Source organism: Bacillus sp. LL01, assembly GCF_001037965.1.
Map to the genome: position 1 here is coordinate 83,953 of NZ_LFEL01000005.1, position 25,752 is coordinate 109,704.

Consider the following 25,752-nt stretch of genomic DNA (forward strand, 5'->3'; position numbering starts at 1 on the left):
ATTGTTACAGATGGTCTAAAATAGCGAATTTTAATACGGTCAGCAAAACAAATGCTGCCACTAGATTTCGACAGTTGACTACTATTCTACCACTTTTCGGTTGCACAATCCCGATGGCCACAATGTTCCAGAACCACTTGCTGTCTGTCCATCTCCTCTTCTCTTGTATAATTCCAGCTTCCTGCGCCTCACGCTTTCTGTTCTCGTTACGCGCCCAAAGAAGGATAATTACAATATCCAGTATGGAAGCCATGATCAGGATTGGGGCAGCAATATGATTCGGCACATCCCACAATGGCTTTTTTTCCGCTTTCTCTTTGTTCTTTTTCTCCGTATGCGCCATCTCTTCCTCAAATGATTGGACGAGGTCTGCGGTGCTATCCCCACCGGTAAGGTCTGCGGAAGAAGAAAAAAAGATGAGCGCCAAAATTAAGAATAGGTATCCACTGAAAAAATAGAATAAGAACTTTTTAGAATTCAGGTTAGTCTTCAACCCCATCTCCTCATTTCGTATGTTAGGATATATCTTTATATCCGTATTTTAATAAATTTGAGGTAGTAGGTCAGCTGGGACATGTGTCTAAATTATGGAAAATATAGTTAAGTCTTAGTCTTCTTTCTTCCTGCCAAATACTCGTTCGTAGTGGAAGGCTCCAATGATATGGTCACTCCTTTTCTAGATTCACTCTTTCCACAAGCTTATCGATTGTTCCAACAATCTTTTCCACGTTGTCCAGATGATAGAAAGTGCTGGTAGTTTCAAAGTTATTTACATCATCATTTTCGGAAAATAAATATATGTTCATACCTTGACCAAGGGCAATCCCAAATTCGATATGACTGCCTTTTCCTGCGGGCAACAAGACAATCAGAAAATCCGCCTCCAGTACGGCAGAAAGTTCCTTCTCACCGATTTCTTTTAGGTCTTCCAAAGTAACGGCGCGCTCGTTACTTTTCTTACCTTGTCTATATTGGTGAAGCTTGATGCTATGTAGAATTTATTAATCATTGTTATCCCCCCCCATAAATACTATCCAATAATTTATATACACCTTGTGCCGCTTCCTCGGAAAGAGAATATATGACATGGGTATCCTTTCTGTTCATAATTGTTCCTGAGGAATCGTGAATCCAGAGGTAGTATGAATCCCCACCCAACCACAATTCATAGTGGGGATCTGACATATCAACTGCCCCAGGTTCTTTTTTAGCATGAAAGAAAGCATCTTTGCACCAGCTGGCAAACTCAAAAACTCACTGTTCGCCGGATATTGGCACTGTATTTCCGACTTATCGTTTCTGATAATTGCAGCACCGCTTAGCATAAGCAGGAGATCAGTTCCCACCTTTTCACGTAGCTTACGATAGTACTCTGAAATAGGCATCCCGTTTCATCTCCTCTTCTTCATTTAATGATAGGGAGGTTCTGTTTTGTCAGAAGGTCATCAATGAATAGTTTATGCTCGGTAAAGATATTTTCTGGTAGACTATGAAGATGGAAAAATTCATTTCGAAGCGACTCATCATTACTGTTTATAAGTTCTCCATAATATTGCTTACAGGTAAAGAGTACTTGCACCAATGAGGCTTGATCGCCGTTTGGGAATGTCTTATCGTACTCTGGCCCTGAATAGATTCCAAAAAGCTCAAGCTGTTCTAAATGGATACCCGTTTCCTCATAAACTTCTCTTCGCGCGGCATCACTTATGTTTTCACCAAGCTCCATGAAACCACCTGGGAGCCCCCACTGTTCATTATCTGAACGTTGTTGCAAAAGCAGCCTTCCTTCTGTGTCAAAAACAAATGCTCCAGCAACCACCATAATTACTTTTTCGTTGCCTACCATTGATCTTAGGTGTGCTATGTAATCCATTGAGTATCAGTCCTTTTCTATTTATAAGATATGACGTTTTGTTTGCGGATAAGTTTCAAGAGGGGACTTGTCGGAATCTTAGAGTTCTTGTCGAACGGCTCGTATTTTTCTCTTATGGAAAATAAATCAGGGGATTCGGCTCGTATTTTTTCGCAACGGAAAATATTTTGTAAGTTTCGGAAAATAAAACTCGTGTAACCGAAAATAAATTTTCTAGCAACCAAATTTCGACTTACAATTTGGTTCGCATTCCTCCTAATACCTGCCGAGTTGCACTCAATTCATTCAATGCAAATAACGCCAATCTCCCAAGAGATTAGCGTCCTTTTTTAGTATTTCTTCCTTCTCATCCACTGCGTCGCGGCCCATTTATCCCCAACCACAACCGGTGAACCACCGTGTAGTGTCAACTCGTTCAATTCCTGATTATCATAGAAATACTCGAAATAAACGGCCATTCCCTTTTGTGGAGAAACAGAAAATTTCAGCTTAGGAAAATAGGTTTCTCCGCCTTCTTCCACATCATTCAAGTACATGACAAGCGTGCTAATCCGAGGATTACTTACCTGCTTACTGGAAGACTTGAAGAAATCAAAGTGTGCCTTGTATTCCTGCCCAACCTGATAATTTAGGATCTGCAGACCTTCCCCGTGCTCCACCGACACATTCATAATCTGTGAAACTCTCTTTTCAATTTTAGACACAAGCTCATTTTCGCCTTCCTGGAAGAACGTGCTGCTGCTTGTTCTGATAGCATCCACTTCTTGTCCATTGGCAACCTTGGAGCGCTTCATTTTATCTTTTGACAACTGGATCAGTTCATCACACTCTTTATCGCTTAGAACATTGGCCAGCACAACGATTAGTGGCTCTTCCATTCTTGCAATAATACTTATCTCTCTATCTTCTGTAATAATTTTATTACCAGCATGAGGGAAAATGGTCTGTTCCTTAACAGTTATATTATTCGTATCCATCGTCAACTAACATCAACCTCTTTTATAGTGTTATTAATATTCTGAAAATTTTCACGAGAATTTATACCACAAAAGCATCAACTGTTTCCTATTATGTTTCCGTTAGCCCTGTTACTTTAGATTAAATACTTGGATTTGAGATAATTTTACACTGTGGAGAGGCTTAATACTATCATTTTTTATTAGCTGCCTCTCATATTCGTCATCAAAGTTTAAGTTACCAACAAGAGCATAGTAGTCTCTGTCTGCTTTTCCTAAGACTTCATAGTACTTACTCTTCTTTCACCTGTGTATGAACCTAATCAATTGTAAATCTCTTAATCTCTTGATGGCCTTCCTTCAACACCAAGGTTCCTCCCAAGATATTAAGAATGCCTTCAGTGTTATTTTCATGGAACTCTTTTTCAAGTCCAAACACTAAAATAAATTCCCCTTCTTCATCTTCTCCCAACGAAGCAATTCCAGAAGAGCTATAATTCACTTTAAACGTATCTTCACCCAAAAGAAAAGCAAGTTCGTCGCTTGGAATAAATTCTATACTCAACATTTCATGCTCACTTCCTATTGAATGCTCACTACTTATTAAAAAGGAGTATTCCAAGTAATATTCAGGCAAGATTGCCTCTTCCCCCTCAGAAGTATCGTATGAAGTGATGGAAGGGTTAGCTGTAATTGCCCCATCGGCACTGACTAGTTCCAGCCCTTCAGCAACGCTCGCTTTGGATGAGGTACATCCGCTCAATGTTAGACTAACGGACAGAGTTAATAGAATTAGTAAATTTCTCATTTCAATTCCCAAAAACATATTCCCTCTTCAAAATCCCCATATGTACGATGTCATGCCATCTGCCATTTCTATATAAGCCCTCACGACTTATACCCTCTTTTTCAAAGCCAAGTTTGGTATAGAGGTGAATGGCTTTTTCATTGAAAGAGAACACTCTCAATGATACGCGGTGAAGGTTAAGCTCCAGGAAAGCATAGTCGAGTAAAAGCTTTAAGGCTTCCGAACCGTAGCCCTTTCCCCAGTGTTTCTTCTCCCCTATATCAATAATGCATTCAGCATTTCTGTTTTTTGTATCTATGTTAATCAGCGATGTTACCCCTATTGAAGTGTTCCCTTCCTTTTCAACGATGATATAACTTTTGGAAGAAGAGGATTGTAGGATGATATTTTCTACAAAGCTCCTAGTCTCTTCAAGAGTATATACATCCATGGATGGGCTTGTTGTAGCCATGATGTCCATGTCATTTCTCCAAGAATGGTACAACTCGATATCCTCTCTTTCCATCTTGCGTAATTGAAGTCTATCGGACTTTAACAATACAAACATCCTCTCTCTCTAGGTAATATTCTACAATGATTCCGTTCAACTCCGGACCCAAAGCTTCGTATAATCCAAGTGGCCAAAAGAATGGGATTCCGCGTCCTGGATAATGGGGTCTAACGCTCTCGTCACAATTGGATGATAAAGAAAAATTAGGGCATGTTCCTTTTGTAGATACTGCTCCATTTCTTCCATCAGTTCGGCCCGTCTAGCTCTCTTTTCTGCCAGCTCGAAGGCGGTTAGCCGCTCTTGAATATAATTATCTATCTTTCTATCAAACAACCGATTGAAAAGTAGCGCCTTGTTGCGGAAAGCGTAGGAGAAAGCCAGATGCTTATCAAAGGACAGTGATAATCCCATTATCAACAGATCGACGTCACGCTCAATTCCATCTTCTGTAAATTCCTGAAATGAAACAGGGTGGAGCTTGAACGAAATGCCATAATTCACTGCCTCTTTTTCCAACCATTCGGCTTCCATAACGGCATGATAGTTTTCAAAATGGAACAGATTCAGTGTCTCTCCCTTATATCCAGATTCTTTTAACAGGTCAGGGATTTTGCTAGGATCCTTTCGATGAGGCCCGGCCTTCTCCATTTCAAAGCTTTTCGCCTCTAATACCTCCCACTCCAGCTCCTTAGCCATCTTCTTCACATCAAAAAGATGGTAGATAGCTTTGCGAAACGAATGTTGCTGAACAATGGTCGGCCGTACCAGGTTAAAGGAAAGCAACCGTATGCCGGCATCCTTGATCCTATTCTTACTAGGTACCACCTCGCCCACTTTTTCTTCACTAGAAAGATAGACGGTTTTGGCAGCATCCTTGTTCACTCTGTAAAAGTGGATTTCATCTATGAGCGGCCGTTCTTTGAAGTAGGCATCATTCGCCATCAACACTAACTTGTGTGCCTTTCTTTCCTTTAATCGAAATGGCCCGGTACCAATCCATTGAAATTCATCAAACTCAGTATCCTCTGGTAGAATGCAAAAATGGGGAGCGGAAAGATACCGTAAGAAGAATGCATTGGGTTGGGCCAGGTGAATTTCCACCTTATGTGGATGGGAGCAGACAATCTCCGAAATGTTTCTTGCAAGCCAGGAGTAGGAGTGCTGGCTGTTTTTCATCCGGTTGATCGTGTGGGCGACATCCCTGCTCGTCACAAACCCACCGTGATGGAATGTTACCGCTTTTCGTAAATAAAATGTCCAGATTCTGTTGGTGTCATTCGCATGGAAATGATGAGCGATATGGGATTCGAAGCAGTCTTTTTCACTGTTATAGCGTACAAGCGTATCTCCCAAATATTCAATAAGATGGGTTTCTAAAGAGACCGAAACGCGTAAAGGATCCAATGTGGTGATGTCCCTTGCCCTGAAGGTATGTAAAACATCCCTAGACTCCGTACCGTCACGTTTCAATCCAAGGAGTTGGCGTATCTCTGAGGAAGAATTCGCCACCCACTGCTTCGGGATCGGAAGTCGAAGAATCTCGGCGATTTTATCTAATTCACCAGCTTTTACACACTCTTCCAAGTGGGCTTCCATCTCTTTTTGGAATGAAGTGTGGTACTGAATTTGAGAAGCATTTCCTCTGCCCCTGCCAGGCTGATACATGAGCTGCCCTGCTTCCTCCAGCTTTTTTAGTATCCGCTTGGAATTTTTTCTGGTACAAAACCAGATACCATCCAAGTCCTCCAACTTAACATCGTATCGATGATTTCTTTGATAATGATTGAGGTGGGCCCTCAATGTAAAATAGCGTTCATTCAATTACTGCACCTCCTTAAAAGGGGACATTATTAGTCTAATTTTACCCTTTTTCCCTCTTTTTAGAAAGTTGATAATAGAGATAATTCAGAAAAAGGGGTAGATGAAAATGTTGAAGGAATCTATCTGGCGGGAGCCGAACGCCATTATTTATTTTTCAGGAACCGCACTATCAAAGCTTGGCGATAAATTCTATATTATCGCGATTCCTTGGCTCATTTACGAATTGACTCAGTCTGCTGCAAGCATGGGAGTAATGTTTTTTGTACAGACACTGCCATTTATTTTTGTCTCACCTATTGCCGGGGTACTGGCAGACAGCCTACCAAGAAGAATGTTGCTTTTTGGTAGTGCGTTGTTGCAGGGCACACTTGCGGGACTCATCCCTTTCTTGCACATGCTGGGTCTGTTGCATATATGGCATATTTACGTGCTTGGTTTCCTGATTGCTTGTGTTGGGGCTGTTTTCTCTGTTGTGAATTCAACGGTAGTTCCACAGCTTTTCAAAAAGGAAAAGTTGATGAAAATCAATGCGACCCACCAATTCATTGACACTTCCTTTGTCCTGTTTGGAAGTGTTCTCGCTGGGATCTTGATTACGCACATCGGTGTTTATAACGTGTTGCTATTGGATGCGGTTTCTTTCTTACCGATCGCTGTGACCATTCTGTTCTTAAAATTTTTAGTGAAGGAAACTCGTACTAAAATAAAATCAAATTCATGGGGACAACTGAAAGAAGGAGCCAGCTTTTTAAAGAACCATCCATTACTCGGTCCCTTCACATTACTTGTGCTGATCGTTAATGTCGCAAACGGGGCACTGATCAGCATGCTTATCTACTTTTCACGGGAGAAATTGTTCCTTTCTTCTGAGGAGGTCGGCTGGGTATATGCAGGTGCGGCCGTTGCTCAGGTTGGGGCCATTATGTTTGTAAATTATCGGGGAGATAAAGGCAATCCAATTCGTTTGATGCTGGTTAACATTATGATCAGCGCAGTTGGAATCATGATAGTCGCCCTCAGCTGGAACTGGCAGACATTATTACTTGCCATCGCTATTCAAAGTGCACCTGTCATCATGTTCAATGTCCTTTTCAAGACGATGCGCCAAAAGCTTGTTCCAGTACATATTTTCGGGAGAGTGAATGGATTGATTTCCATGCTTGGGCTAGGGACATTGCCTTTGGCGGGGTTTTTGACAGGTATGTTAGCGGAAATTATGGATATTCGTGTCATCTTTTTTGTGCTAGGAGTGTGTTCGTTGTTGGTAACTTTGAAGTTTTACAGGTTGTCTAAAATAAACATGACGGCAGAGGAGGAAGATGTGGAATCCGCGTAATTTATAGTAGTAAATATTACAATCAAGCAAATTCCACACCAGTAATTGTTATCCCTATGTAATTCCTTTTAAATCTCGCTGTCATCTCCACCTGTTAGTATGGGACAGGTCAGATTCAAAAGAAAAGGGGATGATGGTTTGAAACGAATAGTAGCAGGATTAGCATTAGCAGGTGTTTTGGCGTTCAATCCGGTGATAGGTCATGCGGAGCTTGGAGATCAGACGCTCGAGCCTGGGATGTATCATGAAGATGTACAAGAACTACAACAAATATTAGACGAAAAAGGATATTTCAGTTATAGCGAAACAACTACATATTATGGAGAATACACAACAGATGCGGTTAAGAAGTTTCAGGCTGATAATGGAATAAAGGTTAATGGAATTGCTGGAGAGGAAACATTTGAAGCATTAGGTGTAGAAAGCAACCATTCAAATATCGTCGAAGTGGCGAAGAAATATGAGGGCACACCTTACCAGTGGGGTGGGGAGACTCCTGAAGAAGGATTTGACTGCAGCGGTTACTTAAACTATATCTTTGATGAAGCAGAAAACAAAGACCTTCCTCGAACGGTTAAAGAAATATATGCAGAAGGAACAAAAGTAGAGTCACCAGCAGTTGGCGACATTGTATTCTTTGATGTGGAAGGAAACGGACCGAGCCATGCAGGTCTTTATATCGGTAATGGGGAGTTCATCCACGCATCATCAACTGATGGTGTAAAAATAAGTGAGGTCGGGAGCTCCTACTGGGATGACAAATATATTGGTGCGAAACGTTACTAATAATAAGAACGATTCAAACACACGAGGTTACTAGCTCGTGTGTTTTTTAGATTAGTCCGTATGGTAACCAGTTGGGTAGAGAACTAGTCTGCTCCTGCGTTAATTCGATTTCACCAAATACACAACCAGTTCCTCATACCAGATCCCATCTTGTTCATAATGATTCAGAAAAAAAGCGTCAAACGAATAAGCATCGTCCTCGAAATGAATGCTGTTTGATTTTTCAATGGCCATCATCAGCCCGCTGAGGTCAGATGTGTGAGTTTCATAGATTAGTTCACCATCGCAATAGTATTTGACATCCATACAATCACCACCAATATTATTTTTATCACTTCTCTAGTCTCTTACATCCACCAACTCAAACCGCTCACAAACCAGCAACATATCCTCTGAAAATTCACTGCCGATCTCCCCGAGTTCCTTTGTAAAGAACCTCTCATGGGCGTCCCACCAATACCTGTAAGTACGGTCTCCTTCTCCTTCTGCAATCGCAAACTCTTCAGGGACTTCGTTCATCGGCATTATCTGGATATCCACCGTTTTTATAATGGCGACAGGTTCGTCTTTACTGTTTAGCACAACGCTATAATCCTCTGTTGTTGGAAGTGGTTCGTTTTCTACTTCATAAAAGATATGACCAGAACAGGTGGCTGTCTTTATTCCATCTATCACTAATTGAGCCAGATAATCTGGACTCCCTCCGAACTGCCAAGCGGTCACTCTTTTCGGCTTTTCTTGATTTCCCCAATAATTATTCCAGTAATCTAATGATGCTTGATTCATCATAATGCACCTCTATCTATATTTTCTCTCCATTTTATCAGCTATTTTGGTGTTGATTGATGATTTCCATCAATTTATCCTGACTTTCCGTTGCGACATTCTCAGACAACCTCGCTGCCGCAATCATTGGTGCCCATTCTAAAATCTCTTCCCTGGCCACTCCACTTTTCTTACAATAAAGAATTAAATACAAATCCGCTATGTCCATGGAAACCTGTGAATATAGAAGATATGTCCGACACACATCCGCTCGAGGCACACCTGCACTGGCATCAACCCAATCAATGATGGTCACCTCTTCATCCGATTTAATCAAATTATAAAGGTGGAAGTCCCCGTGACATAACATATCATCAAAATCCATCGACCCCAATCTCTGTAATAATGAAGACTTAACCTGTTCATCCAAACATGGGACAGAATTAATCTGGCGTTGGAGCTTAACAGACATCGATTCAAATGAATCCGCACGTACTTTATGTATTGCCATCTGTATATCAACGGAGATTTCGAGATAATACTCTAAGCGATCCATATCCTCCGAAACCAAATCACCAAGGGTTTGCCCCTTTACATATTCCATGATAATTGCCTGTTTTCCATTCACTTTCGTGACATCCAATATTTTGGGAACTCGTAGGCCACTCGCATAAGCAAACTTTTGCTTACCAGCTTCATAAGTTGACTCGGAATCCGGCAGATGGTTCTTAAATATCTTGATGACCTTGTTTTCATATAAAAAGATATTGGCTGTGTTTCCCGATGCTATCGGTTCTCCTAGATTCATCGTACTCTCCCTCCCTTTTAAAAATACTCATAAAGATTGATAAAATACTTATAATCCCCTTCGTTTAGTATGTCCCCACTATACCCTTCAAAGAAGATCCGTTTATCCCGTTCCCATTCAAACACGCCTCGTTTGGGTCTAATAGCCAATGAAACATCGTATCTTGGATCTCCGCATGCCCCACCGCTCCAATCGATTATTCCCGTAATGACTCCTTTATGTACTAACACATTATCTACCGTAAGATCCCCATGGATAAGGGTGGGGTTTATCTCTAGCGGTCGTTTTGCTTTGATATATGTCAGCAATTCTTGCGATCCATCAACCTGATAGTTTTCCAGATTGTATTCTGCTTGAAAAAGCATGTCATCCAACCAAGGTTGCTCATTTTTCAACCCTTTCGGACATGGGCAGGCATGAATCTCAGAAACGATTTTTCCAAAGTTAAAAAGCAGTTCTTCTCTCTTCTCCTTATTGTGAGTTCTGGTTAAGGCAGCCCTTACCGTCTCCCCTTCCAGAAACTCAAGTAAAGCCCATGACTGACCACCATCCTCCAAGAATTTTTCTATTTTCGGGACAGGCAATGATGTTTCCTTGGTTAAACTTTTCAGCACTATTACTTCCTTCTTTAGCCATGAATTGAATTGAGGCTGTTTGGTCCTTTTTAGAGCATATCGGCCTTTGTCGCTCTCGATGATTCCGACATCAGAAGTACAGCCTTGACGAGGAAACGTGATAGATTGAATGTTTCTAATATGTTCTATTATTTCGATTGGGATTTCGTGAAGTTGAATTGGTTGCAAAGGGAATCACCTCAAAATTTTATGAAAGAAGAGCGATCACACCAATTGTAACCGCTCCAATAAGTACATGTTTGTTAAAACTCAATATAAAATGGCTGCATTTCATCCTTTAAACAATATTCAATTCTCTCCCTGAAATTCCCGAAAACCACCATCTCCAACGCTTCCTCTACAGAGAAAAACCCAACTTCCAGACTCTCCGGTGACGTGGTCGGTGTCCCACCAATCGCTTTTGCCAAGAACAGTGTGTTACATATCGAGCCATTTACATTTTGGAAGACGCCACAGAATTTCACGATTTCAATATCGATTCCGGACTCCTCCTTCGTTTCCCTGATGGCAGCATCCTTCAATGATTCTCCCTCTTCCACTTGCCCACCAGGCATCTCCCAGCCGCGGCGTGGCCCCTTAATTAAAAGAACTTTATTCTTGTCGTTCAAGACGATTGTTGCTGCTGAAATGATGTGTTTCGGTGTCACTCTTTCTGTTTGTATCATTATTTATTCCCCTTGTTGTACCTAAATTGGATCAGCTGACTTTCTTCTCCCATGTAAACTTCCGTGCCGATCCTACTACTCTCTGTAAATCCTAGTTTCTCCAGCATCTTTCTGGAGCGGACGTTTACTTCGTGGGTCTCTGCTTCAAACACTTGAATGTCAAGCTCTTTAGCAGCATAGCCCATCAGCAACTTCAAAGATTCCGTCCCCACGCCTTTCCCCCATAGACCGCTTTCACCTATTGCTATGCCAAGCTCGGCGGTATTGCCATACATGTTCGCAAGGTCTGCATAACCGATTAATCTTGATCTATATTGGATGCCTATTCTTAAGAAGTCCGGGGACTGGTTATTTACACAATTAATCCACCAAGAAAACAGCTCACCCTCACTTCTCCCAATTTCCCAGCCATTCGCAAGACAAAAAGCTTCATCCATGCTCCAATTCTTGACCAAATGAAAGTCTTGAATTCGAAGTGCTCTTAGTTTAATCAGGGGATATCCGAGATATTTCACTGCCTTCCCACACCCTCATGCTAGATTTCTTGATATATCTCAGAATTTCTTGATATATGCTGAGTTTTCCTGATATATTCCCAAATTTCCTGATATATTCCCAGATTTCCTGATATATCACTCTGACACTAAAACTTCTCCTATTTCCTCACCAGAATCAGGTATTATTTTTCTCAAATATCCTATTCTATTAGCTAATTTACACCAATCACACTATATTTCTCCAAAAACCCGTTCAAAATCTGATTATAGACCTCCGGTTGCTCGGAATGAACAAGATGTCCTGCAAACGGTATGACTGATACGTGTATTTGCTTACTTAACCCACCGTAAATTATGGCCCCACTCGTTTCATTAGCGTTTTCCTCTCCTACCATGAACAAAGTTGGCATTTCTAGCCTACCTAAATTGGCTGTTTCTTCAAACGGATAGGAGTCCTCTTGACGCGCCAAATTAATAAACTCCTCCCATCCCATGCCATGAAGCTGATCAAAATAGGATTTGATCTCTTTATTCTCCAAAAGAGTTGATTGCTGTTGAACCATATTCCTTTGAAATTCCGACCAATTAGCAGGTTTCTCTGGCATCATCCCAGAGAGGGTCAGGGTTTTAACTTTAGCCGGAAACTGCCTAGCAAAAAACAGCCCAACCAAAGCACCAATGGAACAGCCGACTATATGAGCAGATTCCACCACTAAATGGTCGAGCGTTTCTTTTAAATCATGAGCACTATCCTCGTAAAAAAACAATTGGTTCTCCAGCTCCAAAAACCTCCGTATGTAATAACATATATCCCCACACTCCTAATTTAATGACACGTTTCCTTTCACCCAAAAAACCAATAACTTTCCCCACTCAGTAAAATAGATAATCCTCATGCAGCAGATTATAAAAATACATGGATAAACCAATTACACTCAATCCAAAACCAATAAAAAAGGTCCATGGATTGTCTTCTGTTTCTCTATCAAATGTTCCAAAAGTGATCAAACAGAAAACGATGGTGAACAACGGAATCCATTTGAACATCGGACCAAAGGCAAAAGCAACGCCTCCAAACAGCATAGCCATGATACCGAAAGGATTCTGCCCCTTGATTCGATTTACGTACTCGTTCTCCTCTTCGGTCATATCTATATAGTAACTAGAGAACAATTTGTCCTTTAACCAATCCATGTAGAAGACACTACTTATTTTCTGGAAGTATTTCATGCCTTACTCTTATCCTCAATCTCACACCTTTCCCAAACCCTACTAACACCAACCAACTCATGACCGTCAAAAGTCACCTTGAAAATATCCGGCATATCAAGACTCTCCCAGAACGAAAAATCATATTGTTTATCAAAATAATTCATTATGAGGACCATGAGGTTACCATGAGAGCCGATGACGACATTTTTTCCTGTGTATTTTTCTAACAGATGGATGATGACTTCTACCCCTCTGTTTTGAGCTTCGATGTTTGACTCTCCGCCTTCCCAAGAGAAGCTAAAATCCTCCCATACCTTTGTAATCGCATGATTAAAGTCTTCTGCAGGTTCAGTGGTCAGTGTTCGCTCCTTTAACCCCTCGAATATCTCAATTTCTTTACTAAAGTGATCCGCCACCCCTTCGACAGTTTGGACAGCTCTTTTATAAGGACTGGAAACCACAATATCTATGGTGTCCGGTTGGATCAAATCTAGTATTCTCTTTGCGTCCCTGCTTCCTTTTTCTGATAATGGCCGGCCCAATTCATCAGGTGTGTAGATGGAATGGGCATGCCTTACGAAATATAGATTAGTCAACGTATCCCCCCCTGAAAAATAGTTAAACTGAAACCTCTTCCCTAAAATAACTCGCTTTCGACGGTCTTATAATGGTAATTAATAAAAACAATGCAAGAATGGTAGATACACCGGAAAATATCAGGCAAACAAACTGCAAGGAGAACATTTCAGCTGCTAACCCTAGTATAAGAGTGAGAGCGATTTGCACCATCCCTTGGAACATCTCTGAGATACTAGCGAATCTTCCCATGATATTGACTGGAACAGAATTTTGAAAAAATGTCGCATACCCTGCATTGGCAAATGCCATGAAAAAGCCGAGGAATACAAATGAAGCCGTTGCAGTAAAAAAGTCGTAAGATGCATAAAAGGCTACATATCCGACGGAGGTCAGAAGCATCCCGACTCCTAAGTAAATCTTCAGAGGCACTTTTTTTGCCACCAAAGCTGATACAAAAGCCCCCGCCAAAGCACCAAGTCCCGTTAAACTTACGATTAGCCCGTAATCTCGATCAGACAACTCCAAGACTTGTTTGATGAAGGTAACCTCTTGTGAATCCAGTGCAAAACCAAGCAGCATGGCGGATTGGAACAAGAGGTAGACAGTGATGAAGAATCTGGCTTTCTTGGAGAAATCTTTGACTACTTTCCAATCCCCCAATAGCGTTGCAAAACGGATGGGTTCCCGCACACTTTCCGTCTTCTCATCCACGTCCGGCAAAAGGAAAATGAAGAATGCACATGCTAAAAACGTCACTGCGTTGATCATGATACATATGTCTGTACTCACATACATGATGAGAAATCCGGCAATGGCCGGTCCCAAAAGAAACGCACCAGAGCTCGACATACTCATGAGAGAGTTAAATCTTTTACGTTCTGCAACCGGAATAAGTTTCGTTATGTATACAGAAGAACTTGGTCCAAAAAAAGCCCCGACCATATTAATAACTAACAACAAAAGGTAGATAACCCATAGAGAATCAATGAATGGAATGAGAAAGACCAATCCCCCGCGCGCAACATCCACCCAGATCATCAGCTTCCTTTTATTCACCCTGTCAATGACACTTCCAGCCCACGTATTCGTTAGAAGAATCGCAATCGGCCTGATGATGTATAATCCTGCAACCGCCGCTGCAGAGCCCGTCATATTCAAAATAGAAATGTTCAATGCTATTAAATAAATCCAACTTCCCAAATAAGATATGCCAATTCCGGCTATCAGTAGAAAGGGATATTTCCAAGAACTCATACTACCACCCTTATCCAAAAATCACTCAAAAGAAGAGCACCGGAGATACCCCGATGCCATTACTTGTTATTTACAATTATTACTATATCATATTATTCTGAAAAATTTACCGGTACTTTATCAATTAACCACCTACACTGGCAAAATTAAAAAATATGATTAAATAAATGGTGATTAAACTGAGGAACAACACAGCAAGCCCCATAAATCCGGCCATCGCATATTTCCTGGTGCCACGATCAAGGAACATCCCTACTCCAAATGCCAATATGGCCGTAAATATCGGATACCGCCACGGAATGCCCAGACTATAATAAACACCTTCCATTTTGGAGGAGAATTCACCGACGAACTCAAAAATAAAAAGAGCTAATAAGATAAAACCAATACCAACTGAAACCTTACTAATGATAGTTAGACTATTTTTCATTTGGTCCCCCTTTTCGTTATTCATCCAACGGCAGCTTTAACCTCACTCCGTATAAACCATCTAGTTGATAATCCCAATAACGTCCGATAATACCGAGATTCATGGCTCGATTGTAGTAGCCTAATTCGTAAAGCCGTTTTAGAAGCTGAGTTAAATAGTAATTTTGCAAAAGGAATTATGGCTAGTAGCAAAGTGCACAGCCCTGCAAAAAAGAAACCAAATGCATAGGAAGGTATTTTCGCTACTGGTACTCTGTCGTTAATCTCCATTCCTAGAAAATACACACCAATACCTTTTCCATCCACAGCGGTACCAAGGGTCCAGAGTTGGAATCCCTCTGTTATTAACAAAACAGTCAGGACTGCCAGGAAAATGAAAATAAACAAACGTATCATTGATTTCATTTTTTCAATTTGCATGTTGCACCTACTTATTATTTTTATTGGAGTTTACATTGCGCTCATTACCTCTTTTAAAATTTCCTGTTATCTTTGCCATCACCAATTGCATGGCTTTTTCATCCTCAGCTACTTCCATCCGCTCTAGGAATCTATTGGCTTCTTTTCCTTTCAGAATCTTCACCTGTCGACCTTCATAATCCAGGAAAACGGTGTTGTCTTTAGAGACTCGGTAGCTGAAAGGTGTTTCATCTAGGCGATTTCTTTTGTCGATATTGCTCATCATTGCACCCTTTCTGAGATAGGTTATGGTACTGTCCGAAATGTATATTAATGGCTCTTTTCATAAGAGGCACTTTTGACTCAAATCACACGGCTTTTTCTCCAAATTGCAAATAAAATTGTTACCGCTAATCCGCAGCCACTCCTTCTAAAGGTTTTCTCCTGTCACCTTCTTATAAATCCCAGCACTCAACATCCCGATTCCAACAAGAAACAATACAGGAAACATCAGCCACATAACCCCCACTGCAGCGAATCCATCTCCTGCACTTATTCCAACAAGGATGGCTACAATCCATGTGAAGAACGGAGCAACCGATAGCATCGTGACAAGTCCCCATATGATTAGTTTTTTCTCTTGATACTTCCGGCTAAGTGCAACACCCAATATCAGTGACGTTACTAAAATGATAACTGCAAACGGCATGTATTCATCCCCTTTCTCAACTTTTAGAACATACGAGTCTTTCCTATTAACACTAATATATTTAAACTTATTGCTACTTTTAATTCATTTAAACATTTGTTAGATTCCTTACAAATCCCTTACATACCACCACTATATACTTCCATATAGTGGATGTATTTTCCTTCTTCCATTCATTGAATTTGACGTAATTATTATATGGAGAGTTCTCCATAAACAAACCAATAAAGCAACGGAATACAAAAAGGGCACTTATCAATTCAAGATAAGCACCCTTGTTCCATTAACTTCTACCAGTCCTTATTGCCACCACCAAGCCTGCGTTCCATATGGGTACTCTACCCGACTATCCATATGTGTGAAGCTGCCTTCGCTATAAATCCCACTGAAACCGGAGCTTTTTGCAGCGTTTTTAACGGTGGTATTGCTTACACCGGAAACGCTGATATCCACAGCGATGCCGTATGTATGCTGGCTGTTGGACGCCCCACCAACATTGCGATTGTGAGAGATGCTTCTAAACCCGGAATTGACATTCATAGGACGATTCCCTAATTTTACGCGGACCGCTTCAAGCTTGTACATCATTCGACGCACGTTTTCCTGTACGGTCGCAGCCGAAACGTTCCCACCGTTGAACCCGCTTCCGTCTTTAGAATGGAATTCACTGTAACTGAAGTGTTTTGTTCCATTCGATGATTCCAAATCATTTAATTTTGCTTGTGTCTGTGGTCCGACTACCCCATCAGCTGATAATCCATACGCACGCTGAAATCGAATTACTGCAGCTTTCGTTCCCGGTCCAAACTGCCCATCCACACTTACAACTGTCTGTTGCGGTGAATCAGCAGCCCAACCGGCTACACGGATCTGCAACTCCCTTACATCCGAACCACTGGAGCCCTCACTCAGCGTTCTTGTCCAGTTATAGGCTGAAGCCTCTTCTGCAGCCACCAAAGACAATACCATCCCAAGCATCAACGTGAAACTGAAAACCAACATCTTCTGATACGCTTTTACCATTTTCCATCTCTCCCAACCACAATGATTTTTTGAATTTTTTTTCAAATAAGAATGCAGCCCCGACAACGATTGATTGCTAGAATAAGAGATTAATAGAATTGAAGTATAAAATGATCCCTCCCTTTAAAAAAGCATGTAAAACTCCACCCAACACCGAAAAAGGGGAGTTCTTTTTTATAATAAATCATTTCAATCTATATAAATCAGAATATTCCTATAAGAATGGAATTAAAATACAAATTATGTGCATAAGGCGGGAACAATCGACACAGAATCTATCGAAACGAAGAAACTATATTACTGGCGGAGCTCAACCAAAATATAGGTAGGGGGTATATGGACTTTTTCTTTCGCTTCTTTTTCCTGTGCGCCCGATTATAATCAAAAAACGCCGGAATAATTAGATTTTCGCTCGAATATGGAGGTTTTCGCCGGAATAAACTTCAAAAACGCCGGATTATTTTCAATGACGCTGAATTAATTTAACATATACCTACTAGGGGTACCTAACATTAGCTCAAACTCTAGTAAATATGCTCATTCTGGACGAATTCCCCTCTCTTTTTACTTTCCTCCCTTCATTTTTAATAGTTTCATCACCTTTTTCTTCCGTATAATGTTTAGGACCCGACAAACTCCTAACTGGGAGCTCCTATTTTCAACTTAAAAAAGCCCCATTCAGAGAACAGGTTTTTCACCTCATCCCCCCAAATGGAGCTGTGTCTCAAATCTCTAAAGTCAAAACTTAATGATGATGCCCATGATCACCATCATCATGATGCTCTTCCTCTACCGCTTCACTTTCCAAAATAGCGTCAATCTCCTCCTGACTAAGTTCCCCGACCACTAATTGCTTGGTAGGCATGACATGCATATCACGAGCCGTCACATGGGACTGAACACGGTAGATGCCCTTCTTACCAAAAGAGTGCTTCACTTCGTACACACCGTCACCAGTATGTTTCGCATCAAGAAGCTCACTGTTCTCTTTCCCGTCCTCCACATTCCATATCTCAATCTGCACTTCCTGCGCATCTTCCACAAACTCTTCTCCTTGCGTTACAAGGGTCTTAACTACAACTTCCTCATCTTCTTTCACGCTTTCTGGAAATTCCATTTTAACTTCCACAATCTCCAGAGAGGTTTTCTCTTCAGGTACACTTGTACATCCCATCAGCAATAATAACGGTACAAAAACTAGCATTAATTTCTTCATATCACAAACCACACCTTCCTTACCCTAACCAGGCTTTTAAACGTTTTATTCTCACAAACACCAATTTATCCATTAATAAAACCACAATAATGGAGATACCGACCAACGGCATGACAAGACCTAGTAGCAACATGATGATGGTAACTGCCCTTTTTGTCTTGATGTCCGCATTTCGTCCCGGCGCCCCCGAGCTGTTGTCAGGTTTTCTTTTTCGCCACATAATAAGGGAGCTTACCATCATTCCGATTAGACCGACACACAATAACAGCCCTAGCAACTGATTAGCCAAGCCAAATAATTTCCCTTCATGGAGGGCTATACCTAATGTGATTGCTTTCCCCATCAAACCATAATCCTCATACCTGACATCCGTCAGCACTGCTCCACTATACTGGTCGACATGCAGTGTAGCATTATCAAACGGTCTGGAGTGGGAGGTGGCAATGGTGAATACGCCACTTTCTCCCTGAGGCATGGAAATGGTGTATGGCTTTTGGATACTCTTCATTCCGGCAATTCCGGAAGCCTCATTTAATGTTATTGGTACATATTGATTGTTTACCGATTCTGGTACCGGCACATTTTCCGCAGCCCATGGTACATCTTCTGCAACATCCTTGGTAACCGTTACCGATTCAGGCTTTTCTCCAAAACTGAAGGAAAATGCCGGATACCCAGTATTTGTAGCAGTTGCCAATCGATTGATCTGTTCGCCCATCATCCCGGACCATGGTAGTCCTGTCAAAATCAAGATCAGGAGACCTATGGACAACCAGAATGCTGGAACCGCATGCATGTCACGCCAGAACACCCGGCCTTTGCTTCTTAATCTTGGTAATACAGTTCCCCATATGGAAGCACGATTTCTCGGGAACCACAGATACAAGCCTGTTAATAAAAGAATGATTGCCCAGCATGCCGCAAGCTCCACGAAACGGTTGGCAACCGTCCCTCCTACAATCAGTTCACTGTGCATTTTCTTAAAGATGGTCATCAGTTCCTTTTCAACAGGCAGATCTCCCATAACCTTTCCGGAATAGGGATCCACAAAGACACTGACAGGCTTTCCGTCCTGCATAGTGGCAAACTTGGAACTGCGATTTTCCTGATCAAACACCGACACTGCCGTGATGGAAGCGTTCGGATATTCCTCTCTTACCTTTTCCGCTTGTGCATTAACAGACAGGCTTGTTTCTTTTGTTTCTTCTACAAAATAAAGGTCCTTATACATATAGGATTCAATTTGCGGCTTAAATAAGTAAACGGCACCACTGAATGCCAGAATGATTAAAAAAGGAGCAAAAATGATCCCAGCATAAAAGTGCCATCTCCACATTGTATGGTAGAGGCCATTTCTGGTCTGATTTTTGCTCTTTTCTTGGTTTGTTGGATTTTCCATAAGCATACTCCTTCAGGTTTTTCTTGGTATGCTTTTATTCTGAAGGTCATTTGTGAAAAAAGAATGAAGGATTATTAAATAATATGCCGGTAAACGCTAAACGCCGCTGTTGATTTCCGCACAGGGCTTCGCTTTCCGCGGGGCGTCTGTTAAGCCTCCTCGACAAGCCTGCGGGGTCTCAACTAACCGCTACCTCCCGTCGGAGTCTTCGCCCTGTGCTACAATCACCAGCTTGGTTACTCAAATCAATCGCATATTTAAACCGAACTAAAAACGAAACAACGGAATTTCCACTGTGACCAATGTACCTTTTCCGAATTGTGAATCCACCTCTATGTTTCCATCATGCTTGTTCACGATTTGCTGCACGATCGATAGGCCCAGGCCAGTTCCCCCGCTTTTTCTTGTCCGGGCTTTTTCCACACGGTAAAATCTTTCGAAAATGTATGGAACATCATCTTCTGGAATTCCAATCCCATTATCCTCGATTTTTAATATTGCAGTGCCTTTTCCTTCCACGACAGAAATCCTGATAGTTCGCTTGTCTGGAGAATATTTTATGGCGTTGCTCACAAGATTATCAATCACCTGGTCCAACCGCCTGTTATCCCCATTAACCACTACCTCTTCATCAAGGTCCAGCTCGGTAACAAGATGCCTGTCGTTCAGTTGCAACTGGAACCTCCCAAGCACCTCTTTCACAACCTCGGCCAATATGACCGGTTCCTTGTTAATCGGATACGAGTCTCCCTCCAGTTGAGCAAGATCGAGAAGGTCGTGTACGAGTCTGTTCATCCTGTCGGTTTCTTTTCGGACAGTCTCTGTGTATTTTTCAGTTGTTATGATTCCTTCATCCAACGCCTCACTATATCCTTTTAGGTAACTTATCGGGGTCCTCAGCTCATGGGAGACATTGCCCAAAAACTCACGCATGCTTCTGTCCACCTCATCCAAATTAGATGACATCGTATTGATTGACCTACCAAGGCTAGCCATCTCGTCCTCCCCTTTTATCTCCAAGCGCTTGGAAAAGTCACCTTGCGCAATATCTTTTGCCACTCTTTCCATCTGCTTAATCGGTCGGACAAGCCTATTCGTAATTTTAGTACCAACAAAAGCAAGAAGCAGAATCAAAAGAACCATCCCAACCAGCAGGAAATTTCTGATCGGCTGAAAGGCTTCGGTAATTGCCGTAAGTGGCATATATAGAAATATAACGGCTTCCAGTCTATCATCCATGCTTAACGGGATGACAACAGCACGTATTTCCTGGCCTAATCCGGTATGGAACTTCGTAAAAGTCAATGTCTCTCCTTTCAGCAATTTCTGCCTTTCGGTAAAGGTTATGAGGTTCTCTTCTGCAAAAGAGTCAAAAGGTGCACCACTTGCAAGCTGCATCGGGTCATCCGTAAAAATGACATAGGTTTCCGAGCTTGCCTCCAACCAATCCAACTGTTGTGCAAAATCCTCTGAACTGTTCGTATAATAGACCTGTTCCAAGGCTTGACCTTGCTTCATCAACATATCCGTCTGCTTTTCAATATACAATGTCTGGTATAGATAATAGGAAACGACCACCACAAGAATGATGGTCAGAACAGATACCGAAATGATGGTCAGCCAGATTTTATTTCTTATGGATAAAGGCTTCATGCTTCCTCTCCATCAAACTTATATCCGATGCCCCATACCGTTTTTATTTTCGACCCTGCATCTTTAAGTTTGAAGCGTAAGGTCTTCACATGCGTATCCACGGTGCGGTACGAACCCTTCTCAGTATCCAAGCCCCAGATTACATCATGGAGCTGTTCTCTTGAAAAGACTTTTCCTTCATGTTCCATCAAAAATAATAATAGGTCATATTCCCGTCTTGCAAGGTTCACTCTGTCTCCTCCGACAAGTACTTGTCTGGCACTTTTCTGAACCGTTATCTCCGAATGGGAAACCACATCAAAGAATGCCTGATTGGACCGGCGCAGCAATGCCTCCACCCTTGCCAAGAGCTCCTTAGGACTGAAGGGCTTCATCACATAATCATCCGCTCCAAGCTTCAGCCCCTTGACTTTGTCCCATTCATCACTTTTAGCTGTCAGCATCAGGATCGGCATCATGTATCTTTCACGGATTTTTTTACAGGCAGTAAACCCGTCCATGGCCGGCATCATCACATCAAGGATGATCAGGTCCACCTCATGGTCATAGAGGATTTCCAGAGCCTCCTCCCCGTTTTCAGCATGGAGTACTTGATAGTTTTCCTTATGGAGATACATCCCTAGCATTTCTCTCATATCCGCTTCATCATCCACCACTAATACTTGAAAGGCGTTCTTCATTCTGCATCGCCTCCTTTAAATAATAGAAAGGGACCATTCGGGATGTCATACTCATCTACAACATCCAAGCTATCCTTATCCAGAACCAACACCTCATCACCATCAAGGCTTGACACATACAAGTTGGTCCCATCGGCAATCATATAGCTTGGATTATCCCCAACATTGATTTTCTTTTCCATCTCATAGTTGTCTGCATTTATTTTTGACAGGCTGTGATCTCCGTGGCTGAGCACATAGATGGAAGAATTTCCGGTCACCTGTGAAATCTGGATTGGCATCAACCCCGTTTTCACAGCTTTTACTTCCTTTCCTGTGTCCGGGTCGTAGGCGAATACTTTTTCATTCATTTCCCCGGTAGCACCATGTCCGCCGGTCCAAACTAATTCTCCATCAAAATGTAACCCTTCCGGTCTTTCATTCACCGAAAAGGAGTTTGTTATTTTGTTAGTAGAAGTATCCATCACATATACTTCCCCGCTTCCTGCAGCAAGCACAAATAACCGCTCCCCATCTTGGAACATTTTGGACGGATATTCCCCCACACTGACCTCCTGAGTAATCTCTTCTTTCTCGATATCTATCACTTGTATCTTGTTTGTCTTTCCATTGCCAGCATAAAGCAGTCTGCTTTCCTCATCATAAAGTACTTCAAGAATGCCCACGTCTATATCCATGATCGGAGAGACTTTATTCTCTTTTAAATTGATCTCATAAAGACTTTCTTCTTCTTTAACAGCAGCCAGATATATCCCTGGTTTCATTTCCACTATCGATGAAAATCTGAAGGGCAGACTTACTTTCTCCTGACTACCAGTGGAAAGATCCAAGGCTGTAATGGCATTCTCTTTTAGATGGGTGACATAGATGGTCGACTCATCTGTCACTGGCTTCGGCAATGAGATATCAGAGCTTGTACAGCCGAATAAGGCCACCGCCAATATTGTAGCTATTATAATAAAAGGATTTTTCATCCGTAACACTCCTAAACAGAAATATTAACCCTTATTTTACTCCAAAAATGTGAATAAAGTGTGAGCAAACAAAAAAGGCGATCCTATAATTAGAATCACCTTGTAGATTTCTATCATTCAATTCCCTAAGATTTTATATTAAATCGGCTTTCTGCGTAATGCATCAAAATACCAATCTATAGATGTATTACTATCACAAATAATCGCTTCTAAATTCACCGCTTCAATGATATTGCCTATGTTCTCCTCTTTTGACATCAAGATTGTTTCAAAGGAGTCAAATTTATTCATAAAAGCAAAATCGTAGTTTTCATCTGCGATCATTAATTCCTTGTACGCTAATTTTCTCATTGCCATTGGTGTAACCGTTGCTATCTCCAATGTACCGTTTATATTTAAGATTGGATCGGAGTAAATTAGGCTTTTTGCACCTCTTGAAGCTAGGACCTTCTTTAAGTCTTCCACTAGAAATAGAGAGGTCACATCTTCAATCGGAAGATAAAGATTTCTGTTCACATAGGAAGTTAACTTTTCTCTTAGATCTTCCCTTACATATTTCTTGTTCAGTGCTCCTATAAATGTTTGGAGAGCAATGGCCACTTCCTCCAAGCTACCCAAGCCGCTCGCTTTTCTTACCTCTTCCCACGTCACAGGGTTTCCGAGACTCAGCAATTCTTCATCTGTTGGAAAGAAACGTTCCTGTTTGTTCTTCATCCTGCACTCTTCCCAGCCATCGGGCATCTTTTCAAATGGATGAAGGAGAAAAGCAGCCGATTTAAAGTTTTGGGGTAACTGACTTAAAAGTGGAGTTTTATAGTCTAACCAAATGTATTCGATCAATATTCTTCTCCCTTTCTTTTAGCCTTAATCTTCTAAAATTTCATAGGATACTTTCCCACATTAATCCCTTACTCCCTCCACCTTTATCTTTAGCAGAAGTACCGTATCATCTTGTTCAATCATTCTCTCTACCGATTCCATATCCTGAAAGTCAACGGTGCTCACTGTATCACTATCCGATTCCCGATAAGCTGCTAATATCTTAGTTTTTCCCAATTCCAGCTTCACTTTTCCCTTGCCTATGGCATAATCCCATGTGCTGATCATATTCGTCTTGAATTCTTTATCGATTTTAGACGGTTGAACCTTCACACCAGGTCCGTAAAGGAAAACCATGGTGTCTTCTGCATTCGGATTGATCATGCCAAACCCTAGGTTTCCTTCCTCACTGTCCGAGGGAATGCTACCATATGATAAGTGAGTTAAGGATTCAGGATCTTTTTTACCATCCTTATATCTCTCCACCCATAGATTGACCCATCTTTTATCAGCATCAGGCAAATGAAAATCAAAATCCATTACAACGCCTAGGTTCAACTCATTAAAAGTAGTTTCATACTCAGAATTCTCGTTTATGGAAATGGTAGGTGTTTCTGCCTTACGAATATTGGAGCACCCTGTACTTAACAAAAGTAAGAGATGACAATCATTATTTCTATTAACCTTTTCAAATTACTTTCCCCCTGTTTACACTACCAATTTGTTCATTTACTAATCTCTAGAACATTTCCATCTGGATCAACTATGTGAAAGACTTCTTTACTGGATGTCCGAAAAATTTTATAATTACGAGCTTCTAATATACGATAATAATAAAATAAACGATTGGGATCAGATTCTTTAATGGCAATTGAAATACCTTGGATAATTTTTTTGTTTGGTAAACCAACATCATCCCCATAATATTCTTCCAACATTGAAGCCTCTAGCTTTTTTCTTGTGCGGTGTAGTGCTGTTTTAATGGATTCGTTACTTACTCTTAGCATCGACGCTATTTCTTTAGTAGAATAGCCAAATACATCTTTTAATGTTAGAAGTATAGCCTGTTTTAAAGGGAGTGTAGCTAAAAGTATTTCAATTAAACTATCATACTCGGTAAAATCATATGTACCTACTTCATTTTTTCCATCAAAATATTCTACCCGTTTATTTTTTCTAAGTTCATCGATAAACAGGTTTTTTGCAGTTGTATAGAGGAAGGAAACAGATAGATCGCGGCCAGGATTCTCCTTTGAAAGTTTATACGTTTTTAATATAGTTTCCTGAACTAAGTCTTCCGCCCACCAAGATGAACCGGAAAGTTTGAGGCAATATCTATAAAGCTTCTTAATCGTCGCTTCTAAATTATCGAATACCAATTTCTCTCCTCCAACTTTTTTACAAAGTTTGTAACTTTTTCACTATTATATCCGTTATAAAAATGAAAACAAGTCAAGGAGTGAGTTTATGTTTAAAGTGGGTAGTATTTTTATTCCAGTTACTAATTTACAAAAATCTATCGAATGGTATGAATCCAACCTAGGAATGACAAAAATCGGTGAATGGGACGAAGGAGCAGGCTTTTATCTTCCAAATAGTCCAACTCAAATTGGTTTGGTTCAAGTGGAGAGCCCTCAACCTACAGAGTTTACTATTAAAGGCTCTAATAAAAATGTCTATTATAATTTTATAGTGGAAGATATTGATGCAACATATCGGCAATTAAATGATAAGGGCGTGATAACGACTGAGATAGAAGATTTCGGTGGGATGAAGGGCTTCGATTTCTTTGATTTGGATGGAAATCCTTTTAGTGTAGTAACTGAAGATATTCAATCTTCTTTTCACCGGGATAATGTGAAAAAACTACAAAAAAGCTGATGCTACATTCTACCCCCTACTTCTTAAAGGGCAGGGGGTTTTTATTTTCTTAAAGTGGAAAGAAGTATTTCTATTTAACAAATTT

General features: G+C 41.1%; 34 protein-coding genes. 3 read left to right on the forward strand and 31 right to left on the reverse strand.

Translation table 11 applies throughout. The features are described from left to right. Positions 1 to 4 precede the first annotated feature (4 nt). The 8 genes from AB685_RS15475 to AB685_RS15510 all read right to left on the reverse strand — a co-directional run bounded on the left by AB685_RS15475 (position 5) and on the right by AB685_RS15510 (position 5,948). The gene (locus AB685_RS15475) at positions 5 to 493 is read right to left on the reverse strand and encodes a hypothetical protein (RefSeq protein WP_047971503.1); all 489 of its coding nucleotides are present in this window, start codon (positions 491 to 493) and stop codon (positions 5 to 7) included. A 172-nt stretch (positions 494 to 665) separates the two neighbouring features. Next, the gene (locus AB685_RS15480; RefSeq protein ID WP_241773310.1) at positions 666 to 932 is read right to left on the reverse strand and encodes a hypothetical protein; all 267 of its coding nucleotides are present in this window, start codon (positions 930 to 932) and stop codon (positions 666 to 668) included. Positions 933 to 1,103: 171 nt separating this feature from the next. Continuing rightward, positions 1,104 to 1,385, reverse strand: a complete 282-nt coding sequence (locus tag AB685_RS31730) for a hypothetical protein (RefSeq protein ID WP_053073835.1) — start codon at positions 1,383 to 1,385, stop codon at positions 1,104 to 1,106. Positions 1,386 to 1,405: 20 nt separating this feature from the next. Further along, positions 1,406 to 1,873 carry an NUDIX domain-containing protein gene (locus AB685_RS15490; protein WP_047971505.1) on the reverse strand — a complete coding sequence of 156 codons (468 nt, stop codon included), beginning with the start codon at positions 1,871 to 1,873 and terminating at the stop codon, positions 1,406 to 1,408. A gap of 329 nt (positions 1,874 to 2,202) precedes the next feature. Next, the gene (locus AB685_RS15495; protein WP_047971746.1) at positions 2,203 to 2,850 is read right to left on the reverse strand and encodes a 2OG-Fe(II) oxygenase; all 648 of its coding nucleotides are present in this window, start codon (positions 2,848 to 2,850) and stop codon (positions 2,203 to 2,205) included. Positions 2,851 to 3,148: 298 nt separating this feature from the next. Beyond that, positions 3,149 to 3,637: a hypothetical protein gene (locus AB685_RS15500; RefSeq protein ID WP_128755877.1), complete on the reverse strand. Its 489-nt coding sequence runs from the start codon at positions 3,635 to 3,637 to the stop codon at positions 3,149 to 3,151. Between the two features lies 1 nt (position 3,638). Beyond that, positions 3,639 to 4,184, reverse strand: coding sequence for a GNAT family protein (locus AB685_RS15505; protein WP_047971507.1), 546 nt, complete (start codon positions 4,182 to 4,184; stop codon positions 3,639 to 3,641). A 36-nt stretch (positions 4,185 to 4,220) separates the two neighbouring features. Continuing rightward, positions 4,221 to 5,948: an ABC transporter substrate-binding protein gene (locus tag AB685_RS15510; protein ID WP_047971508.1), complete on the reverse strand. Its 1,728-nt coding sequence runs from the start codon at positions 5,946 to 5,948 to the stop codon at positions 4,221 to 4,223. 106 nt (positions 5,949 to 6,054) lie between these two features. On the opposite strand from AB685_RS15510, the gene AB685_RS15515 reads away from it, so the two are divergent. Both AB685_RS15515 and AB685_RS15520 read left to right on the forward strand, forming a co-directional pair. Beyond that, positions 6,055 to 7,284, forward strand: a complete 1,230-nt coding sequence (locus tag AB685_RS15515) for an MFS transporter (protein ID WP_047971509.1) — start codon at positions 6,055 to 6,057, stop codon at positions 7,282 to 7,284. Positions 7,285 to 7,422: 138 nt separating this feature from the next. Beyond that, positions 7,423 to 8,070, forward strand: coding sequence for an NlpC/P60 family protein (locus AB685_RS15520; RefSeq protein WP_047971510.1), 648 nt, complete (start codon positions 7,423 to 7,425; stop codon positions 8,068 to 8,070). A gap of 99 nt (positions 8,071 to 8,169) precedes the next feature. Here the strand turns inward: AB685_RS15520 and AB685_RS15525 are convergent, their stop codons facing one another. The 23 genes from AB685_RS15525 to AB685_RS15640 all read right to left on the reverse strand — a co-directional run bounded on the left by AB685_RS15525 (position 8,170) and on the right by AB685_RS15640 (position 25,165). After that, positions 8,170 to 8,376 carry a hypothetical protein gene (locus tag AB685_RS15525; protein WP_047971511.1) on the reverse strand — a complete coding sequence of 69 codons (207 nt, stop codon included), beginning with the start codon at positions 8,374 to 8,376 and terminating at the stop codon, positions 8,170 to 8,172. A 33-nt stretch (positions 8,377 to 8,409) separates the two neighbouring features. Beyond that, a complete protein-coding gene (locus AB685_RS15530) occupies positions 8,410 to 8,856 on the reverse strand; it encodes an ASCH domain-containing protein (protein WP_047971747.1) in 447 nt (148 codons plus the stop codon). Positions 8,857 to 8,893: 37 nt separating this feature from the next. Further along, a complete protein-coding gene (locus tag AB685_RS15535; RefSeq protein ID WP_047971512.1) occupies positions 8,894 to 9,643 on the reverse strand; it encodes an aminoglycoside phosphotransferase family protein in 750 nt (249 codons plus the stop codon). Between the two features lie 17 nt (positions 9,644 to 9,660). Next, entirely contained in the window at positions 9,661 to 10,446 is a 786-nt protein-coding gene (locus AB685_RS15540) for an aminoglycoside phosphotransferase family protein (RefSeq protein ID WP_047971513.1), read from the reverse strand. A 74-nt stretch (positions 10,447 to 10,520) separates the two neighbouring features. After that, positions 10,521 to 10,943 carry an NUDIX hydrolase gene (locus AB685_RS15545; protein ID WP_047971514.1) on the reverse strand — a complete coding sequence of 141 codons (423 nt, stop codon included), beginning with the start codon at positions 10,941 to 10,943 and terminating at the stop codon, positions 10,521 to 10,523. After that, entirely contained in the window at positions 10,943 to 11,458 is a 516-nt protein-coding gene (locus tag AB685_RS15550; protein WP_241773311.1) for a GNAT family N-acetyltransferase, read from the reverse strand. Before AB685_RS15550 ends, AB685_RS15545 begins: the two co-directional genes overlap by 1 nt. Positions 11,459 to 11,652: 194 nt before the next feature. Then, positions 11,653 to 12,207 carry an alpha/beta hydrolase gene (locus AB685_RS15555; RefSeq protein WP_241773312.1) on the reverse strand — a complete coding sequence of 185 codons (555 nt, stop codon included), beginning with the start codon at positions 12,205 to 12,207 and terminating at the stop codon, positions 11,653 to 11,655. A 106-nt stretch (positions 12,208 to 12,313) separates the two neighbouring features. Further along, positions 12,314 to 12,634, reverse strand: coding sequence for a cell division protein FtsK (locus AB685_RS15560; RefSeq protein ID WP_198530520.1), 321 nt, complete (start codon positions 12,632 to 12,634; stop codon positions 12,314 to 12,316). Between the two features lie 32 nt (positions 12,635 to 12,666). After that, positions 12,667 to 13,248 carry a histidine phosphatase family protein gene (locus AB685_RS15565; RefSeq protein WP_047971516.1) on the reverse strand — a complete coding sequence of 194 codons (582 nt, stop codon included), beginning with the start codon at positions 13,246 to 13,248 and terminating at the stop codon, positions 12,667 to 12,669. A 22-nt stretch (positions 13,249 to 13,270) separates the two neighbouring features. Next, entirely contained in the window at positions 13,271 to 14,485 is a 1,215-nt protein-coding gene (locus tag AB685_RS15570) for an MFS transporter (protein ID WP_047971517.1), read from the reverse strand. 124 nt (positions 14,486 to 14,609) lie between these two features. Then, the gene (locus tag AB685_RS15575) at positions 14,610 to 14,915 is read right to left on the reverse strand and encodes a hypothetical protein (protein WP_047971518.1); all 306 of its coding nucleotides are present in this window, start codon (positions 14,913 to 14,915) and stop codon (positions 14,610 to 14,612) included. A 20-nt stretch (positions 14,916 to 14,935) separates the two neighbouring features. Further along, positions 14,936 to 15,334 carry a hypothetical protein gene (locus tag AB685_RS31735; RefSeq protein ID WP_198530521.1) on the reverse strand — a complete coding sequence of 133 codons (399 nt, stop codon included), beginning with the start codon at positions 15,332 to 15,334 and terminating at the stop codon, positions 14,936 to 14,938. A 7-nt stretch (positions 15,335 to 15,341) separates the two neighbouring features. Continuing rightward, the gene (locus AB685_RS15585; protein ID WP_047971519.1) at positions 15,342 to 15,596 is read right to left on the reverse strand and encodes a hypothetical protein; all 255 of its coding nucleotides are present in this window, start codon (positions 15,594 to 15,596) and stop codon (positions 15,342 to 15,344) included. A gap of 147 nt (positions 15,597 to 15,743) precedes the next feature. Then, positions 15,744 to 16,022, reverse strand: a complete 279-nt coding sequence (locus AB685_RS15590; protein ID WP_047971520.1) for a hypothetical protein — start codon at positions 16,020 to 16,022, stop codon at positions 15,744 to 15,746. Positions 16,023 to 16,322: 300 nt separating this feature from the next. Beyond that, the gene (locus tag AB685_RS15595) at positions 16,323 to 17,045 is read right to left on the reverse strand and encodes a D-Ala-D-Ala carboxypeptidase family metallohydrolase (RefSeq protein ID WP_047971521.1); all 723 of its coding nucleotides are present in this window, start codon (positions 17,043 to 17,045) and stop codon (positions 16,323 to 16,325) included. 745 nt (positions 17,046 to 17,790) lie between these two features. Next, entirely contained in the window at positions 17,791 to 18,261 is a 471-nt protein-coding gene (locus tag AB685_RS15605) for a FixH family protein (RefSeq protein WP_047971523.1), read from the reverse strand. Between the two features lie 19 nt (positions 18,262 to 18,280). Then, complete coding sequence (locus AB685_RS15610; RefSeq protein WP_047971524.1) at positions 18,281 to 19,660, reverse strand: PepSY domain-containing protein; 1,380 nt, start codon at positions 19,658 to 19,660, stop codon at positions 18,281 to 18,283. Between the two features lie 267 nt (positions 19,661 to 19,927). Then, positions 19,928 to 21,313: an ATP-binding protein gene (locus tag AB685_RS15615; protein WP_047971525.1), complete on the reverse strand. Its 1,386-nt coding sequence runs from the start codon at positions 21,311 to 21,313 to the stop codon at positions 19,928 to 19,930. After that, positions 21,310 to 21,993 carry a response regulator transcription factor gene (locus tag AB685_RS15620; RefSeq protein ID WP_047971526.1) on the reverse strand — a complete coding sequence of 228 codons (684 nt, stop codon included), beginning with the start codon at positions 21,991 to 21,993 and terminating at the stop codon, positions 21,310 to 21,312. Before AB685_RS15620 ends, AB685_RS15615 begins: the two co-directional genes overlap by 4 nt. Beyond that, on the reverse strand, positions 21,990 to 22,967 hold the full coding sequence (locus AB685_RS15625) for a YncE family protein (RefSeq protein ID WP_047971527.1): 978 nt from the start codon (positions 22,965 to 22,967) through the stop codon (positions 21,990 to 21,992). The genes AB685_RS15620 and AB685_RS15625 overlap by 4 nt, the downstream gene beginning before the upstream one ends. 138 nt (positions 22,968 to 23,105) lie before the next feature. Next, a complete protein-coding gene (locus AB685_RS15630) occupies positions 23,106 to 23,807 on the reverse strand; it encodes a DUF2711 family protein (protein ID WP_241773313.1) in 702 nt (233 codons plus the stop codon). A gap of 60 nt (positions 23,808 to 23,867) precedes the next feature. Beyond that, entirely contained in the window at positions 23,868 to 24,437 is a 570-nt protein-coding gene (locus AB685_RS15635) for a hypothetical protein (RefSeq protein ID WP_047971528.1), read from the reverse strand. A 74-nt stretch (positions 24,438 to 24,511) separates the two neighbouring features. Continuing rightward, positions 24,512 to 25,165: an RNA polymerase sigma factor gene (locus tag AB685_RS15640; RefSeq protein WP_047971529.1), complete on the reverse strand. Its 654-nt coding sequence runs from the start codon at positions 25,163 to 25,165 to the stop codon at positions 24,512 to 24,514. 88 nt (positions 25,166 to 25,253) lie between these two features. Between AB685_RS15640 and AB685_RS15645 the strand changes: the two genes are divergently transcribed. Beyond that, positions 25,254 to 25,667: a VOC family protein gene (locus AB685_RS15645; protein WP_047971530.1), complete on the forward strand. Its 414-nt coding sequence runs from the start codon at positions 25,254 to 25,256 to the stop codon at positions 25,665 to 25,667. Positions 25,668 to 25,752: the final 85 nt, after the last annotated feature.

Coding starts and splice junctions, on each gene's coding strand:
- AB685_RS15530 (WP_047971747.1), bottom strand. CDS start 8,856: ATGAATCAAGCATCATTAGATTACTGGAATAATTATTGGGGAAATCAA.
- AB685_RS15495 (WP_047971746.1), bottom strand. CDS start 2,850: ATGGATACGAATAATATAACTGTTAAGGAACAGACCATTTTCCCTCAT.
- AB685_RS15505 (WP_047971507.1), bottom strand. CDS start 4,184: ATGTTTGTATTGTTAAAGTCCGATAGACTTCAATTACGCAAGATGGAA.
- AB685_RS31735 (WP_198530521.1), bottom strand. CDS start 15,334: ATGCAAATTGAAAAAATGAAATCAATGATACGTTTGTTTATTTTCATT.
- AB685_RS15610 (WP_047971524.1), bottom strand. CDS start 19,660: ATGGAAAATCCAACAAACCAAGAAAAGAGCAAAAATCAGACCAGAAAT.
- AB685_RS15585 (WP_047971519.1), bottom strand. CDS start 15,596: ATGAGCAATATCGACAAAAGAAATCGCCTAGATGAAACACCTTTCAGC.
- AB685_RS15560 (WP_198530520.1), bottom strand. CDS start 12,634: ATGGATTGGTTAAAGGACAAATTGTTCTCTAGTTACTATATAGATATG.
- AB685_RS15570 (WP_047971517.1), bottom strand. CDS start 14,485: ATGAGTTCTTGGAAATATCCCTTTCTACTGATAGCCGGAATTGGCATA.
- AB685_RS15515 (WP_047971509.1), top strand. CDS start 6,055: ATGTTGAAGGAATCTATCTGGCGGGAGCCGAACGCCATTATTTATTTT.
- AB685_RS31730 (WP_053073835.1), bottom strand. CDS start 1,385: ATGCCTATTTCAGAGTACTATCGTAAGCTACGTGAAAAGGTGGGAACT.
- AB685_RS15525 (WP_047971511.1), bottom strand. CDS start 8,376: ATGGATGTCAAATACTATTGCGATGGTGAACTAATCTATGAAACTCAC.
- AB685_RS15625 (WP_047971527.1), bottom strand. CDS start 22,967: ATGAAAAATCCTTTTATTATAATAGCTACAATATTGGCGGTGGCCTTA.
- AB685_RS15645 (WP_047971530.1), top strand. CDS start 25,254: ATGTTTAAAGTGGGTAGTATTTTTATTCCAGTTACTAATTTACAAAAA.
- AB685_RS15605 (WP_047971523.1), bottom strand. CDS start 18,261: ATGAAGAAATTAATGCTAGTTTTTGTACCGTTATTATTGCTGATGGGA.
- AB685_RS15500 (WP_128755877.1), bottom strand. CDS start 3,637: ATGAGAAATTTACTAATTCTATTAACTCTGTCCGTTAGTCTAACATTG.
- AB685_RS15590 (WP_047971520.1), bottom strand. CDS start 16,022: ATGCCGTTTGCAGTTATCATTTTAGTAACGTCACTGATATTGGGTGTT.
- AB685_RS15535 (WP_047971512.1), bottom strand. CDS start 9,643: ATGAATCTAGGAGAACCGATAGCATCGGGAAACACAGCCAATATCTTT.
- AB685_RS15545 (WP_047971514.1), bottom strand. CDS start 10,943: ATGATACAAACAGAAAGAGTGACACCGAAACACATCATTTCAGCAGCA.
- AB685_RS15620 (WP_047971526.1), bottom strand. CDS start 21,993: ATGAAGAACGCCTTTCAAGTATTAGTGGTGGATGATGAAGCGGATATG.
- AB685_RS15615 (WP_047971525.1), bottom strand. CDS start 21,313: ATGAAGCCTTTATCCATAAGAAATAAAATCTGGCTGACCATCATTTCG.
- AB685_RS15490 (WP_047971505.1), bottom strand. CDS start 1,873: ATGGATTACATAGCACACCTAAGATCAATGGTAGGCAACGAAAAAGTA.
- AB685_RS15575 (WP_047971518.1), bottom strand. CDS start 14,915: ATGAAAAATAGTCTAACTATCATTAGTAAGGTTTCAGTTGGTATTGGT.
- AB685_RS15595 (WP_047971521.1), bottom strand. CDS start 17,045: ATGGTAAAAGCGTATCAGAAGATGTTGGTTTTCAGTTTCACGTTGATG.